Raw genomic sequence first — 15,210 nt, 5'->3', positions numbered from 1 at the left:
GTGCTCCTCCTGCCTGTAGTGACTGCGGCCACCGTTGATCATCAGCGTGTGGAGGCAAAAGATCATGCGGTGGCTGCAGGTCACCGTGCGGGTCCCGATCCCGCCCGCTGGCCTGGCGCCCCGGGGAAGCGGCCGTCGGGGACACGCGTCCGTGATGCTTGAGCGTTGTCCGCTGCCTGCTGGAGCAGACTGGAGCCGGACCGGCGGGCGGACACGGGCCCGCTACTTGAAGGAAGGCGGGCGGCGATGGCCGACAACGTGCGGGGAGAGGCTCGGGGACCGCAACGGCACGAGCGGCCGGCGGGGATGGACGACGCCACGGTGGAGGCACTCGGGCTGCTTTCCCAGGCCCTGGAAACCACGCAGCGGGCCCGCGGGCGCCTGTACGACTTCCATCAGCTGACGGGCGGCGCGGACAAGGCGGTGGGCGAGGCGGTGCGCCGGCTGCGGGAGGCCGGACACGACGAACAGGCCGACCTGGTCGAGCGCGAGGTACAGGGCACGGACGTCCTCCCGGGCATGTGGACGTTCCAGATCGTCGAAGCGTACGACGAGGGTTACCACCGGCGCTTCACCGAAGTCGAACGCCGGGTGCGCGACGCCCTGAGCGGCGGCCGCGACCACATCGCCGAAGCCGAGATGAAGAAGCGCCGCGAGACCACCTGACGCCGCAGGCGGCCCGAGGCGATCCAGTCATCCACAACGCCGGCGTGATTCTGTGCGCCCTCGATGGTGATCATGGCCCTGGCGACGACCATTGCCCTGCCGTGACTGGTGTCGTGCGCGTCGATTACTGAGGTCGGACTCGTTGTGGCGCCTGCGGTCAGGGGGCGATGGCCAGGCCGGTCTCGGCAGGGCATCCAGGCATCCATCGATGAGGTCGGTGCGATACTGAATGTGCCGCAGACCGCGTCGGATGCGCTGGACGAGGTGTTCAGGGGTGCTGAAGGCGACGTTGGAGAGCAAGCCCCGCCGCAGCAGTGACCGGATCCCTTCGACGGGGTTGAGGTCGGGTGCGTAGGGCGGCAGGTAGCAGATGGTCAGCCAGTCCCGGGCTTCGGCGAACTCCCGGAAGCTAGCGCCCTCGAGCACGTGCAGGTTGTCCCAGACGAGCACGATCGGGCCCCGCTTCGGTTGTGGGGAGGAACTGGGCGCTGAGTTGTCGGAGACTCAACCGGCCATCTCGGCGCGGGCCAGGGTGTGTGCCCGTTGGAGCGCCTCCGCGGCAGCGCAGGGTATGTCGGGCTGTACACCGGTACCTTCCCAGTTTTTGCCGGAGACCGGGTTGATCGCACGGCCGATGGGGATGGAGACTTCCAGATGCGGGTGCACGGTCCACCCTTCCCTGGGATGTGCCCCACCGCGGGTGGGCTCGCCGACGATCACCCCGCGACCGAGTTGTTGCAGATCGTAGGCAAGCTCCTCGGCTGCGGAGAAGGTGTGGTTGCTGGTCAGGACGTACAAGGGCTTGCTTCCGCCGAAGCGGGCGCCGGGGACGTGCGGCTGACTCCAGGACTGCTCGGTGCGCTCTCCGCCACGCCAGTACATGGAATTGAGATGGGTTCGCTTGTCCAGGAGGTAGCTGCAGACAAAGGCGACCGTGTCGGGGTCACCGCCCCGGTTGCCCCGCAGGTCCACGATCAGCGCCCGGGCACGGGAGATCAAGGAGAGCGCGGCGCTCAGTGGTTCGGCGGCCCATTCCAGCGGAAACAGCATCGGTGCCAGCTCCAGCACGGCAATGCCTCCGTCAAGCAATTCCACCCGCGGGGCGCCGCCCAGCGAGGCGTCGAAGTCGCCGCGAATGGATTCCAGGACCGCCGCTCCCTTCTTCGCAGGCACCTGGTCTGCGTGGTACTGCAGACTCAGATGCCGGTCGCCGTTGACGGACTGCAGGTCCGCAGTGACCAGCCGGGCGAGTTCCTCGGGCTGGGCGACGGTGTAAGCGCCCTCGGCGAGCCGCACATGCAGCAGCTCGGCGAGCTGTTCGGCCATCCCGGGGAAGACATAGTGCTCGGTCAGAAGTCCAACAATGTCGTCGATGACAGGGCCGGGCTGAAGCATCGTCACAGTAGTCATGGCGCGCAGTACATCACCGCGTTTGCGCAAGCGTCCATACGAGGGCATGCGCGGCCACACCCGCCGCACACAGCCGGACGGTGGTGCGCACTCTCGCTCCTGGCTCCCGGTGTCGGCTCCTCCGGCCACTGCTGCGGATTCCCCCGCGGAGAGGCCCGATTGCCACCACGGGTCGCCGAACGTGCCAGCCGCCCGGAGAGACATGCTTGCTGCGTGACACGGCTGGTCAAGACGGCCCCGCGTTCGTGCGCGTGGCAATGTCCCTCGGCCTCGTGCGGGGCACGAGGCGGCAGGATGCTCTCCAGGGTGTGGCCCGCCTTCTGCGCGACGCGGCAGGAGGCGGGGTTGCCGGCGTTGTGGATCAGTTGCAGACGGCTGAGTCCCGCTTCCGTCCTGGTGTCGAAGGCCCAGGTCGTCAACAGTTCCACGGCCCTGGAAGCAACGCCGAGGCCCCGTGCCGAGGCACCCGTCCAGTAGCCGACTTCACCGTGCGCCTCGCCGCCGGACTGTTTGAGAACGACGTGCCCCACGGCCCGCCCCGTCCTGAGGATGGCGAAGCTGAGCCGCTTCCCGGACTTCCAGCCCGCCTCCTGGGTCGCGATCCAGCGCACCGCGTCCTGCAGCCCGCCACGCGGTGCGACGTCCAGCGGCGCACTTCCTCGTCATCGGTCAACGCCGCCTGCGCGCCGACGGCACCCGGCTCCCACGGCCTCAGCGTCAGATCGGTCGAGCGCAGCACCACAGTCGTCACCGCTTGGTCCTTCCTGTCCTCCCGCCGCCCTAGATGACCGCGGTCACACCACGTGACCTGCACCGGAGTATCCGACCAGGAGAGCAGTCTCTTGCCGTGCCGGGTGGGTGCTGTGGCCCGCGTAGGTGCGGGTCAGTTGTGGCTGGTGTGGGTGGCTGCTTGTGCTGCGTGGATGGTGGGGCAGAGGTTGGGGAGGGTGTCGGCGCCGACGAGCTGAAAGAGGTGTCGGACGGCGATGGAGGGGTCGGCGCTTTTGAGGTCGCCCTGGTCGTGGAGGGCGAGGACCAGGTGCAGGAAGGAGGAGTCGGCGAAGTCGATGCGGTGGGCGTCGCGTAGGACCGTGCCGTGCTCGGCGAGCGCGGTGTCCGCCTGAGCTTGCAGCGCGGGCAGGGACTCGGTGTCGACGTCTCCGTCCGGGGCCAGGGCCGGCACCGGCCCACCTGCCTGCCGGAATTCATGAGTCGTCATACGGCCGATCCTGGCACTCGACGAGCACGTAGTACACCCGTCCGGCGGCCGCCCTCGTCGCTGCCAGGCACGAAACGCCGCCTCGACCGGTTCGGCACTGAACTTGTCAAGGCCGGTTCACTCGAAAGAATGGCCTCGCGCCGCCACTCTACTTTGCCATCGGCGTATGCCACCTTTCACGCACGTGTCCACCTACAAGATCACAGGAAGCGGCGGGCCGGGCCGGGGAGAGGGCGCGAGCGGGGTGGGCGAGGACGATCAGGAAGCGTGGCGTAAGGACGCGGTCTGCCGCACTGCCGAGCCGGACCTGCTCTTTGTGCTTGAAACAGTGGCGAGGGCTCGCGACCCGCTACGAGAAGACCGCGACGGTCTACCTGGCCGGGCTCCACATCGCAGGAGTCTTCCTCTGGCCTGCCCTGTGATCCAAAGGCGAGGCCCTGGCTCGGAGCACGACCTCCCGCGTCCAGGTCCGTCCACCAGGCCCGCTTGCCGGGTCCGCACGCCGTGTTCAGGAGCCGACGGGCGGGGCCGCCGCTCCTGTCGGTGCTGCGAGTTCCTGTTCGATCTGGGGGAGTCGTCCGATGTTGCGTCGCTGGGTGAGGAGTGCGGGTATCAGTAGCGCGGAGGCCACCAACAGCACGATCCCGAGCGCGAATTCCCCGAGTACCAAGGACACGACCCCGCCGGCGGCGAAGGCAGCCATCATGGCTGGCAGCACCCAGCGCCTGCCCTTCGTCAGTGCACGCTGCTGTTTCCGCACGAGCGCGGCCATGGCCTTTCGGGCCTGCGGATCGCGGGGAATGTGCCCCTGGCGCAGCCATCGACCGACGATCGGCACCTGCCACGGGCTCAGTCCGGTCTCCTCGGCAATCTGTCGACGCACACGCCTGCCGTTCCACCATGAGGCGATCACCGCACCGAGGCCGCCACCGATTCCCCCGTTGTTCGGATGCCCGAGTGTGACGCTCAGTGCGACGTTCAGCGCGATGGCCGCCCCGGAAGCGACGAGCACGATGAGCCCCACCTGCACCCAGGGCCGGTCGTTCCAGCGGCGCTCGGCCTCCCAGTCGACCGGCTCATCCGGCTTTCTGTCCACCGCACTTCTCAGGTCTTCGGTCATCATCACCCCTGGGCGCACTGCACGACGGACCGGTACTGGCCGATCCCTATTGCAGACGCCTGCCCGACGGGTGTCTGCACATGTATGAACGCTTTCTTCCGCATGTGAATGTGAATAACCTCGGCGGCAGTCAGGGCCTCTCGTTCGAATCGTGGGGGGCTCGCGGGCTCCACGCCAACCTAGGCACTGTTTCTCGGATCACGTTCTGAGCCAGATGGCGAGGGCTGCGAGGGTGATGGTCCCGAGGTAGATGGAGGCGCGTTTCTCGTAGCGGATGGCGACAGTCCGGAAGCCTTTGAGGCGGTTGATGGTGCGTTCGACGGTGCTGCGCTTCCTGTAGCGCTCGCCGTGGACGCAGGTGGGTCGGCCGCCTCGGGAGCCTCGGTCCTTGCGATGTCTTTGCTGGTCGAGGCGTTCGGGGATCGTGTCCGGGATACCGCGTCGCCGCAGGTCGCGGCGGTTTCCGCGCGACGTGTACGCCCTGTCCGCCAGGGCACGGTCAGGCCGGGTGCGAGGCCGGCCGACTCCGGTGCGGGGCACCGACACCTGCTCCAGGACCCGTTCGAGTTGGGGTCCGTCCCCGTAGTGTCCGGGTGTCAGGACGAGCGCGGGGGGCTGGCATCGCCCGTCGGCGATGAGGTGGAGCTTGGTGGTGCATCCTCCGCGGGAACGTCCCAGGCACTCGCCGATCTGACCACCTCCTCCAGCCGGACGGCCAGTTTCCGCAGCACCGGATCGACCTGATTCGTCCCTCGCGCGGCCCCCTTCTGAGGAACGGCGGCCGGGGGTGCATTCCTCGCACCGGCAGCGTGCTGGTGGGCACGTATTGCTGTCGAGTCCACCGACACGTCCCAGTCGACCCTGCCCGCCGCGTCATCAGCTGCCTGGATGCGGAACAGCAGCATCTACCAGGTTCCATCAGCTGACCAGCGGCGATGTCGCTTATAGACCGTCTCCCACGGTCCGAACAGCTCGGGCAGAACCGGCCGGCACACCGGTCCGCACCCGATAGAGAACCCCGATGATCACCCGACGGTGGTCGCTCTACCGACCACCACGCGCACCACTTGGAGGTAAGAACGCCTCCAGTCGATCCCACTCCGCATGCGTCAGAGCCCCACGGCCCATACAGCCAGCCTGACCCCAACGCCCCCACGTCGCGAGATCCGAGAAACAGTGCCTAGAACCGAGGCTCTTCATCTCTTCCCAGGGCAGCGCCTGGTCATCGACCTGTCCTGTGTGAAGTTCTGCGACTCCACCGGCATCACGGCTCCCCTTCCTGCCTGCCAGCACGCTCTAGCGGCGGGCGCCTCCATGATGTCGGAGGCTGTGCCGACGCACCTGATACGCATCTTCACCCTGACGGTCCTGAACCAGGTCTTCACATGTCGCCCTGATGACTCAGCTCAACCAGTTCGGTGAGGCGTTCGTGCTCCGGCTTCGGCCGGGCGGCGATCCGCTGGGCCACTTCGATCCCTGCTGTGACCCGCCTCCTGCAGAGGGGGCGACGACGCGGTCGAACACGCCCGCCCCCCCGCAAGGCGCTACTTGATCGCGGCGGAACACATCGCTGGGCTGCTCGCCGAAGCCGGGCGCACCGAGGAAGCCGTCACCATCACCATCCCCCAACAGCACGATCGCTAGAACAGACACGACCTGGCCGGCTACCTCATCGACCCCGCACTTACCGACGAAGCCCTGGCAGTTCTTCAGCAGCGCCACCCCCGACCACCGGCCATAGCCACGAGCCCTCGGGGTCGGGCCATCCCCGGTCCTGAGGTCTTGCCCATGTCTGGCGGGGTGGCGGCCCGTCGCGCGGAGGGACGGAGAAGCCAGCTTTCGGCCACGGTCGTCGCCCCAGTCGGGCCCTGCGGGGGCGGCAGGGAACCGCCGGGTGGAATCTGTTACCCCGTGCCGCAGCGGGTAGCTCATAGTGGAGCCATCTCAAATCGACCTTGCTGAGCACCTTGGAGCATGCGGCCGTGACGACCGTGCACACCGAAACAACTACCGACCGGGTCCCCGGCCGGGCCTGGACCATTCGCATCATCGGCTACGGCCGGACCTCCGCCTCCGTCACCTGCAGCACGACGGCGTGCCGGATGCCGGCCCGCTCCGAGGACCTCGCCGCACTACGCACTTTCGCCGCCCGGCACGCCGCCGCCCACGCGAAAGCAGCAACCATCCGCCCCAACGCCCGATGCCACTGCGGCCTCCAGAGCTGCGAAGCCCACCCCGACACCAAAACCCACTGCGCAGGCGCCGTCCTGCTGATCCTGCGCCACGACCCCGTCATGCGCCGTGTCTGGAGCGTCGAAGAGGTCTGTGAAGCGTGTGCGCCGCTGATCCCGAACGCCACGGTCCTGGCCCGCGCCGAGCGCCCCCGCCGCACCCCCGAGCGCGCCGTGACACAGGTGGCAGCCCCTGTACGGGAGCGTGCGGTCGTTGCCAGCGGCTTCTCCTCGCCCGCCGCTCCGGGCGCCAAGGACACTGCTCCCGTACGGCGCTCTCGGCGCAGCAGTCGGCGTTCGTGACCCGAGCCGCGCCGGGCGGGCAAGCTGCAGTGACCGGTCCCGGTGGACGACGCGCGCACCGAGGCATTGGGGCTAGCGGTGGCGTTTCTAGCTGACTGCCTGTGCGGCGGTGAGCCGTTCTGAGATGTCGGGAGGCCCGGCGTCTCGCTTCTCTGCTGTGCACGCACCGCTGCCCCAAGGTCCGGATCTCTGGCCGGCGGAATCTGTGTTCGCGGTCGGGTGGTGGGGCGTTGGGCTGTGATGATGAGGGTGGCGGCGGGCTGGGGCCCTCGTCGGCAGGCACCTCTTTGGTGTGGATCGAGGTGAACCCGGCTTGGCCCAGGGCTTTGGCCCAGATGTACTTGGAGTACCCAGCGGCGCATGGTGGTGCCGTCGCCGTCCGGGGTCTTCGCGGGCACGTCGGCCGGGGTGACGTCGGGTTGTGCGGGGGCGCCGGTCAGGTAGTGGGCGAGGGTGGAGAAGACGGGACCTTTGCATGACCGTGTCGTCAACAGTTTCGTCAACGGTGACCCCTCACAGGAGGCCTTTCCCTGCCGATGCACGATCGGTGACGATCAGTTGGAGGTTCCGGACTTCCTCGATCAAGAGGAGGAGCCTGAGGGGCACTCGTTCGCTGGAGCCGAGGAGATCTATCTCTCCAGCGGCATGGATGAGGGCTACGACTTCCGCTAACGACTTCAGGAGCGGCAGTGGTCCGCCTTAACGTGAGCGTGGGGTAGATCCTGGGGTGGGCGAGCCGGGCCTTGCCCCGTAGTTCGAACAGAGGCTCTCATCGATGGATGGACTCCCTCCGTTTCCCTGATGGCCTTGAGTGTTCCCATCGAACGTTGAGTAGTGCCCCCATCAGGAGGACACGTTCAAGGCGAGCGAGGCGACGGCGGTGGCGAAGTAGAAACCGGGAAACGCCAGGTTGTAGAGCACACGGGCGCGTAGATGGAAGACGAGCGCGCCCAGGTAGAACAGGCTGAGACCGCAGGCCGCGGCGGCGCCGAGGGGGCGCAGTGCGGCGTCGCAGAGGCCGAGGAGGAGGCCCGCCGAACCAGCCAGCTTGAGGGCGGCCAGTCGAGGCAGCCAGGATCGGGGGACACCTACCTCCGCCGAGTTGGCTAGCACGAAGCGCGCTCCGGCCAGGTCGGTGGCGGCGATACCGGCGTTGATGGCGGCGGTGAACAGGGTGACGACGAGGAGCGCGAGCTGGGTACCGGTCATGCCCCCAGGTTCTGTGGGCGCTTCGGCACCGTCCAATACCTGCTTCTATAACCTGGCGGCATGGACGTGGACACACGCTTGCTTCGGTACTTCGCCGCAGTGGCGGAGAAGGGCAGCCTGACCGGGGCAGCGGAAGGGCTGTTCGTCTCACAGCCTGCGCTGACCAAGCAGATCCGGCGGCTGGAGGACGATCTTGGAGTACGACTCTTCACGCGTTCGCGGTCGGGGATGGCGCTGACCGAGGCTGGTCGTGAACTCGCCTCGCGGGTGCCCGCGCTGCTCGACGGCTGGGACGAGGCGGTACAGGCAACTGGCCGGGCGGCGCGGGTGCTGCGCCTGGGCTTCCTGGACGCGGGCGCAGTGGGTGCCGTCCTCGAGGTCATCGCAGAGTTCCGCCAGACGCGTCCGGAGTGGCGGGTGGACCTGCGGCAGTTCGACTGGTCCGACCCGAGCGCCGGGCTGGTTCGGGGTGAGGTGGATGCGGCGGTGGTGCGTTTGCCGTTTCCGGGGCAGGAGGGTTTAGTGGTGCGGGAGTTGTTCGTTGAGGAGCGTGGGGTGTTGCTACCAGCTCGGCATCCGCTGGCGAACCGCGAGACGGTGGATTTCCAGGACCTGTGGGACGAGCCGTTTGTCGCGGCCGGAGACCAGACCGGAGCCTGGAGAGAGCACTGGCTGGCGGCTGAAGAACGGGACGGGCGCCCCGTCCGGGTCGGCGCCGTCACCAGCCGTCCCGACGAGTGGCTCGCAGCGGTGGCCGGTGGCTGCGTGGCGTTGGCCCCGGCATCGGTGGCCCGTTTCTACTCCCACCCGGACGTAGTGTTCCGTCCAGTCCGCGGGGTTTCACCGAGCCAGGTGGGGCTGGCCCGGCCTCGGGTGCGGACGCACGCGGTGGTGCTGGATGAGCTGGTGATGGCCATCGCACACTGAGCCGGAGTTGACGCCGTGGGCGGCAGACCGTCGACGCGCTGATCGACCGGATCGGAGTCACACCCGGCGACGGCCGTGTCGAACGGCTCGCCCGCAGCACATCCCGGCGACCGGGCCGGGTGCGCATGCGCCGTGCCGACCCCGACGGCACTCAACGAGCCTTTTTCAACCTCACGCTGACGCGTGGTGAAGGACGAGGATGGCCTGGAGGTTCGCGGTGATGCGGTTGGCGCTGCAGCGGAGCTTCCGCAGAAGGCGCCAGCTCTTCAGAGTGGCCATGGCCTGCTCGCCGAGGCAGCGGATCTTGGCGTGCGTGCTGTTGTGTCGACGCTGCCACCGTTTGAGGCGTCGGCCACGGAACGGGACGCGTACGGGGTGGCCGGCTCCTTGGCACGCCTTGTCCGCGCAGCACTTGAGTTCGGCCGCGGCGAGCGCGTCGATGATCCCGTGGGTTCGTGCGGCGGTCAGGTCGTGGGCGGCGTGAACCAGGTCGATGGTTCCGAGGGCGGCGAAGACGCGGCGGCGGCCGCCGGCCCGCGCAGGCCATCCGCCTCCGCTCGCCCGGCCCCGGCGAAAGGGGGAGCGGGCAGGAAGATTCTGCCCCCCCAGGTCAGCCGATCAGGTCGTGCAGCACCGGCACGGAGGCACCGGAGGCGAAGAGACCGGCGAGGGCCGCCTTCGCGAGGGAGCGCTCGGTTACTCATTCCAGCTCCCCGACCTGCCCGGAGGCTTGCGACCACTGCGCGGTCCGGATGCCGTAGACGGAGAGTGACCGCCAATCATCGGGAGACGCCGACCAGCCCCTGCTGCGGGCTGGTCGGCGTGGCTGCGGTCGGGTTGCTTAGATGGTCACGCCTGGCCGCTGCCGGGGCAGTTCGGCGTGTCGCACCGCATACAGAAGCTCCGCTGAACCGACGTCGGCGCTAACTCCCGGCGTCAGCAATACGATTGTGCGGACACTGTCAGGTGGGAGAGTCGCGAGAGGCAGGGCATGCGCACACGATTAGTACGCAGAAGCAACAGTACGCCCACGGGCGGGCGTTGGACGGCACTGGCAATCACCATGGCGCTTATCACTCTTATGACGGCGTGTGGCGGCTCAGAACCCTCCAGCGGAACAGAGGACCGGCACGGCCCCACCGGACGCGAAGACCAGCGATCAGGCACTGCGGCATTCCCCGACGCGGGCGTAATTGTTACGGCCTCATGCTCGGTGTCGGAGGATGACCGGACTCGTGTGACGGTCACGGGCTGGGACGCGCAGACCTGGGAGCGGACCACTTCGCGCACCTTCTCTGTCCCGGTCGACGCCGTGGTCAAAGATTTCTACCCCAGCGACGGCCCTATCATCGGATCGCCCCTGACCGACCTGTGCAGCGATCCCCCCGATGACGCCCCCCGCGCGATTCCGGATTCACCGCTGCGACAACTCTTCGACGAGGGCTACACACGGATGGCGGTCGTACTCCTCGACCCTGAGACCGAGGCGACCCGCGTGGGTTACGTCGACGTAAACGGCAAGGTGACCCAGCTGTCACGCACGGCAGATGACGATTTCGGGAACGCCCCCCACGAGGAACAAGCCGTCTTCGCCAGGGACGGTGGTGCCGTCTGGTTCACTGAGCTCGACCTCTCCACGGACGCTGTCCGGATCTCCAGCCGCTCCGTCTCGGGAGACCACGCACGCGTCGAGCACGGCAGCGGCGAGGAGGGCTCTATGGGGTCCCTCGCGCTCGCCGACGACCCAGTGCGTGGCGTGTTCGGTCGGAATGTCTGGGTCAGCCCTGGTGGACACAAGGCGCTCGCTCGCATCGACGGCGACTCTGTCGTTGACCTCCCGCAGGACAGCGTTCTGCTCAGTACCCTGCCGGACAACCGCCTGCACTATTACGCCAGCGACTGCTTCGGCTGGCTCGACGAGGTGAGGGTGCTGTGCGGGTCGGGCGGCATACTGGATGACTTGAGTACTGCCCCCGAGCGACGGAACTCGTTCTGGACGCTGGACACGTCGGACCTCACCGGAAAGGAAGAGGTCCCGGACAGCGCGATGGGCAAGCCCATCATCCCGGCGAACGACCGGAAGAACACGGTGCAGGCCATCTCATCGGACGGCAAGCAAATGATCTTCGCTTCTCTCCAGGGCAATCGCCTCACGCATTACCGGTCATCCACAGCCCCCGGCTCCAACCCGAAAGAAATCAGCGAACCTGGTGTGGAGGAAGCACTGAGTGACGGGTACGTCCTGGAATGGCGGTAAGCATCCGCAGGGCCGCGAACGCGCGGTCCTGCAGAGCGGAAACGGCCCGCTGCTGTAAGGGCGCGTAACGCGAATCTGCGACTCAGGTGTGGCGTTGCTGACACACGTCCCTCGACTCCGCTTCGATGACGACGTGTTCGCGTCGTCGTAGCGCGCGTCACGGGATGGGCCGTCATCTTCGGTCGCCTTATCCTCGGGTGGCTCAACGCGCACTCTGATCAGGCGGCCGATCGACCTCATCGTAGGAAACTCTTCAGCTCCGGAACGCACACCGATCCAGCACATCGAAACCATCATGCTCGGGGCTCACGCGGAAGACACGGCCGGTCGCTGGCCGATCGCCGCCCCGTCCGGTCCACACGCCGTTGGAGTGATCGACCGTCGCATCCAGGGCGCAGCAACACGCCGAGGGGCTGCAAGGACGCAAGAATCACCACCGCTGCGCCCGGGCCCGGCTCGTCTGGCGCCAGCACACGCTGAGGCGTCCCGAAGGCCGTCACAACGCTCCGAGCAGCTTCGGCAACCACCACGGCCGGCCTGAAGGGGGCGCTCTTCGCCAGCTGCGCGCACCGGGCGGCCGTGGTGCAAACTCAGCGCCCCGGAGAATGCCTGGGCGCCATGCTGCGTGAGGGCCCCGGACAGCTGGGCAGTTTCGTTCGGATCAGTCGGTCGTTGGTTCGGGACAGCCCGATCCGACGACCACCCTTGGGACAGGACCGCCACCGCCCTCGGACTCACCGAACCCGAGGCCCTTCGTCGACCTGACCCGGAGGCTGAACTCCGCGCAGCAGGTCACGACTTCGACCACCGCGTCCTGCTGCACCAGATCGTCGATGGCGCAGGCGAGCGCGAACAGGCCGCCAGTGTGTTCCGTACTCGTGGGCGGCGACAGCGGCTGGGTTCCGGCGAGTGTTTCTCGGCGTCCTTGCTCCAGTAGTAGTGGTCCACCCACGGTTTCAGCCCGATGCAGACGCGTTGGTGCTTGCCGGCAGACTGCGCCGGTTCTCCTGCGTAAGACAGGAACGTGCCGCTACGACCCTCGCGAGCGCAGCACGCCACGGCTCGGCCGGCACTGCCAATGCCTCGAGGTACTGCAGGACGACGGCCACAGACGCGGGGCACGATCGCCATCGCACGTTGCCGCGTCGAGTTCTGAATGGCCGCTTACCCCAGCATCCGCGCGGCGCGTGCCGCCTCGATCCACTCGGGGACTCCCGCAGGAGCTGATCGAAGAGCTGGTCGTCGGCGGCGGCTCCCGTCGAGGACCGCTGGGTGCGGGCTCTTGTCGGGGAGCGGTTCGGCGAGCTGGGGCCACTGTCGCTGGCATTGTGGGTGGCTGGCAGTCTTCTGTGGCGGCCGCTGACGGATGCCTGCTGGTCAGCGGCATGGATGCGGACGCCGGTGTGTTGGCGGAGCTGGTGACGGAGGACGGGGCTGCGTCTGCGGCGCAAGGTGTGCGACCAGCTCAAGGAGTGGGGGCACGGACCGAACGTGGAAGCGATCCAATCCGTGACAGGCCTGCTTGTGGGTGCCGCGGTGGCCGACGGCGGCCGGCGTGTCAGCGTGCACGTGTCAGAGCAGGACCAGCAGGCATGCATCCTCGCCCTCTCCCACCGCACCCCTCCGCCGTGGGGCACGAACCGTGCGGCGACGACGTCCTCCACCGGATCACCGCGGCGCACCCCGCCGTCACGGGGTGCGGGACGGACACAGGACCGGACGGCCGCCGCATCTGGGCCGTCATCAATCTCTGACACCCGCTCTGCGAGACCGGCATCATGCCATGCCCGGCACCGGCCAGGCCTCGGGGGCCAGCGCGTGGGTGGGCGGATCTGCAGGCGCGCTACTTCTTCTCCGAAGCCCGTGCAGGACGGGTGCTCTGACGCTGGTTCCACGCGGCGCGGAGCGGCGTGACGATGGACCGCTCATCCATCACGTTCTAGATGTCAGTGCTCGGACGACACGGATTGGCCCCCCACGTCTCGTTGGCAGGCGTAAGGCCTGTGGGCAGGGCAAGCCCGCTGCGGCGGTGTCCATCGGCCCTGCCCCCAGCGGGGCTGGTCTCGCTGACCGGCCTACGCGCTGCGCCACGCAACGGTGACACAACCGACTTCGAAGTGCCACCACCCCTCCTTCTGGCCGCGGACGAGCAACGCCTTGATCCCGCCAAGGTCTGCATCGGCCGGCACCATGACGGCGACCAGAGGGAACTCCTCGCTGAAGACCTCACCGCCCAGGCCGAACGGCGACAGCCGCTCATGCACAGCCAGAGCACTTCTCCCCAGTGGGCCGGAGGGAACAGGCAGGACCCGGACCGTGCAGTTACCTGATGCCTCCACCCGTTCCTTCGCCCAGTGGAGTCCGTCAGTGTCTGTCACGAACCGCACGACCTCGCCCTCAGCCACCCCGTTTTGCAAGAAGGGGACGTTCTCCACCCTGGCGGTATCCCCGCTCAGGTGAGTGGCCCAGAGCCCCTCAGTGTCGTAGGGGAGCCAGCCTTCGCGCGGCACAAACCGATACCACACCTTGATCCGACTGCTCTCAGGGGTGCTGGGCTCGGAATGGAGTCACAGAGTTCACGACCCAGATCATTCCGCACTCACCCCGCACACATCGAACAGAGGTCCGGGCTGCCCTTTAAGACGTCATCTCAATTGGTGAGGTGCCGTCGGATGAACGGTGCCGTTCCCAGAACGAGGGCGGCGAAGACTGCCAGCCGTTGCAGGCGGGGCTGAGCGGCGAGGTTGCTGTCCTGGATGCCGTAGGCCGCGTACCAGTTGGCGGCGAGGTCGGTCGCCACGATGACGCAGGCGAGGTCGATTCCTTGGCATTTGCCCCGGATCAGTAGCACGGCGGCGAGCGTGTCGAACAGCGCCAGCGACGACCAGTAGAGGTTGAGCCACCATGGCGCCCAGTCGTACGGGTGCAGACCATGGCGTTGAAGGTCGGTGACGTGTGCGGAAGCCCCGATGAAGAGCAGGGCGGCTGCGATGCTGCAGGCCGATATGACCGCCCAGCGCGGGGCGTGGTGCATCCATCCGATCATGCTGTGGATCGTCCCACCTGCGGGTGTCGCCCGTCAGGTTGTCAGTCTGCGGTAGCAGATGAGGGCGGCTGCGATGCCGACGAAGGCCAGGAAGTGCTCGGCCTTGCGCTCGTAACGACGGTGCAGGCGGCGGCAGCCGCCCAGCCAGGACATCGTTCGCTCGATCGTCCAGCGATGCCGGCCCAGTCTCGTGGAGGATTCGACGCCTCTTCGGGCGATGCGGTGGCGGATGCCGCGCCAGCGGAGCCAACGACGCAGGTGGTCGTAGTCGTACCCCTTGTCCGCGTGGAGCTTGGCGGGCCGTCGCCGGCGCGGGCCGCGGCGGGACCGGATCGGTGGAATGCCGCGCACCAGCGGCTCAAGCGCCTGGCTGTCGTGGAGGTTCGCGCCGGAGATCCCGACGGAGATGGGCAGACCGGTCCGCTCGGTGATCAAGTGGATCTTCGACCCCTTCTTGCCCCGATCGACAGGATTCGGACCTGTCAGCTCCCCCCTTTCAGGGCCCGCATGTTCACCGAGTCGATCGCGCAGCGCGACCAGTCCAGGCCGCCGCGCGAGCCCAGCTCATCCAGGATGACGCGGTGCAACTTGGCCCAGACTCGGGCGGCACTCCACTCGGTGAACCGCCGGTGAGCAGTCGGCCCCGACGGACCGAAGACCGGCGGCAGCTGCCGCCAGGTGCAGCCTGTCGTGGCCACGAAAACGATCGCGGCCAGCACTTCGCGATCCCCGTACCGGCGACGGCCGCCGCCCTGCGGTCGGGCCGGAGCAGGCGGGACCACCCGCTGGAACAGCTTCCACAGCTCGTCCGGCACCAAGCGC

Annotated in this window: 13 protein-coding genes and 4 pseudogenes; 6 read left to right on the top strand and 11 right to left on the bottom strand. The window is 67.9% G+C overall.

Features of this window, described 5'->3' with window-relative positions; genetic code table 11:
• Positions 1-246: 246 nt before the first annotated feature.
• The gene (locus G3I41_RS12975; RefSeq protein ID WP_164400359.1) at positions 247-666 is read left to right on the top strand and encodes a hypothetical protein; all 420 of its coding nucleotides are present in this window, start codon (positions 247-249) and stop codon (positions 664-666) included.
• Between the two features lie 157 nt (positions 667-823).
• Here the strand turns inward: G3I41_RS12975 and G3I41_RS12970 are convergent.
• The 5 genes and pseudogenes from G3I41_RS12970 to G3I41_RS12945 form a co-directional block, all read right to left on the bottom strand.
• Positions 824-1,125, bottom strand: a pseudogene (locus tag G3I41_RS12970) (transposase); the annotation flags it as partial.
• A gap of 45 nt (positions 1,126-1,170) precedes the next feature.
• A complete protein-coding gene (locus tag G3I41_RS12965) occupies positions 1,171-2,076 on the bottom strand; it encodes a S41 family peptidase (protein ID WP_164400358.1) in 906 nt (301 codons plus the stop codon).
• An 883-nt stretch (positions 2,077-2,959) separates the two neighbouring features.
• Positions 2,960-3,295, bottom strand: coding sequence for an STAS domain-containing protein (locus G3I41_RS12955; protein ID WP_164400356.1), 336 nt, complete (start codon positions 3,293-3,295; stop codon positions 2,960-2,962).
• Positions 3,296-3,803: 508 nt separating this feature from the next.
• Positions 3,804-4,415: a hypothetical protein gene (locus G3I41_RS12950; RefSeq protein ID WP_164400355.1), complete on the bottom strand. Its 612-nt coding sequence runs from the start codon at positions 4,413-4,415 to the stop codon at positions 3,804-3,806.
• A gap of 198 nt (positions 4,416-4,613) precedes the next feature.
• Positions 4,614-5,543, bottom strand: a pseudogene (locus tag G3I41_RS12945) (IS5 family transposase).
• 854 nt (positions 5,544-6,397) lie between these two features.
• On the opposite strand from G3I41_RS12945, the gene G3I41_RS12940 reads away from it, so the two are divergent.
• Complete coding sequence (locus G3I41_RS12940; protein WP_164400354.1) at positions 6,398-6,949, top strand: hypothetical protein; 552 nt, start codon at positions 6,398-6,400, stop codon at positions 6,947-6,949.
• Positions 6,950-7,293: 344 nt separating this feature from the next.
• Here the strand turns inward: G3I41_RS12940 and G3I41_RS36805 are convergent.
• Positions 7,294-7,413: pseudogene (locus G3I41_RS36805) on the bottom strand (SAM-dependent methyltransferase); the annotation flags it as partial.
• Between G3I41_RS36805 and G3I41_RS12935 the strand changes: the two are divergent.
• On the top strand, positions 7,403-7,621 hold the full coding sequence (locus G3I41_RS12935; protein WP_164400353.1) for a hypothetical protein: 219 nt from the start codon (positions 7,403-7,405) through the stop codon (positions 7,619-7,621). The pseudogene G3I41_RS36805 and the gene G3I41_RS12935 sit on opposite strands and share 11 nt — an antisense overlap.
• Positions 7,622-7,792: 171 nt before the next feature.
• Here the strand turns inward: G3I41_RS12935 and G3I41_RS12930 are convergent, their stop codons facing one another.
• Positions 7,793-8,158, bottom strand: a complete 366-nt coding sequence (locus tag G3I41_RS12930; protein ID WP_164400352.1) for a DoxX family protein — start codon at positions 8,156-8,158, stop codon at positions 7,793-7,795.
• Positions 8,159-8,218: 60 nt separating this feature from the next.
• Here G3I41_RS12930 and G3I41_RS12925 point away from each other — a divergent pair, with 60 nt between their 5' ends.
• Entirely contained in the window at positions 8,219-9,085 is an 867-nt protein-coding gene (locus G3I41_RS12925) for a LysR family transcriptional regulator (RefSeq protein WP_164400351.1), read from the top strand.
• A gap of 171 nt (positions 9,086-9,256) precedes the next feature.
• Here G3I41_RS12925 and G3I41_RS12920 read toward each other — a convergent pair.
• Positions 9,257-9,565 (bottom strand): annotated as a pseudogene (locus G3I41_RS12920) (transposase family protein); the annotation flags it as partial.
• Positions 9,566-10,322: 757 nt separating this feature from the next.
• Here G3I41_RS12920 and G3I41_RS12915 point away from each other — a divergent pair.
• Positions 10,323-11,342, top strand: coding sequence for a hypothetical protein (locus tag G3I41_RS12915; RefSeq protein ID WP_164400350.1), 1,020 nt, complete (start codon positions 10,323-10,325; stop codon positions 11,340-11,342).
• A gap of 1,628 nt (positions 11,343-12,970) precedes the next feature.
• The gene (locus G3I41_RS37415; RefSeq protein WP_275408405.1) at positions 12,971-13,096 is read left to right on the top strand and encodes a hypothetical protein; all 126 of its coding nucleotides are present in this window, start codon (positions 12,971-12,973) and stop codon (positions 13,094-13,096) included.
• Positions 13,097-13,417: 321 nt separating this feature from the next.
• Here the strand turns inward: G3I41_RS37415 and G3I41_RS12910 are convergent, their stop codons facing one another.
• The 3 genes from G3I41_RS12910 to G3I41_RS12900 form a co-directional block, all read right to left on the bottom strand.
• Positions 13,418-13,873, bottom strand: a complete 456-nt coding sequence (locus G3I41_RS12910) for a DUF4265 domain-containing protein (protein ID WP_164400383.1) — start codon at positions 13,871-13,873, stop codon at positions 13,418-13,420.
• Positions 13,874-13,992: 119 nt separating this feature from the next.
• Positions 13,993-14,388 (bottom strand): hypothetical protein, encoded by a 396-nt coding sequence (locus tag G3I41_RS12905; RefSeq protein WP_239081601.1) that lies wholly within the window; start codon positions 14,386-14,388, stop codon positions 13,993-13,995.
• A gap of 33 nt (positions 14,389-14,421) precedes the next feature.
• Positions 14,422-15,206 (bottom strand): IS5 family transposase gene (locus G3I41_RS12900; protein ID WP_239081604.1). Its coding sequence is split into 2 segments (ribosomal slippage): positions 14,422-14,885 and positions 14,885-15,206, totalling 786 coding nucleotides; the frame shifts between segments, so codons are not numbered across the junction.
• Positions 15,207-15,210: the final 4 nt, after the last annotated feature.

This window comes from Streptomyces sp. SID9727 (genome assembly GCF_010550605.1).
Classification (GTDB): domain Bacteria; phylum Actinomycetota; class Actinomycetes; order Streptomycetales; family Streptomycetaceae; genus Streptomyces.
Note: the sequence above shows the minus strand (reverse complement) of the source record. Positions and strands in the feature narration are given on the sequence as shown.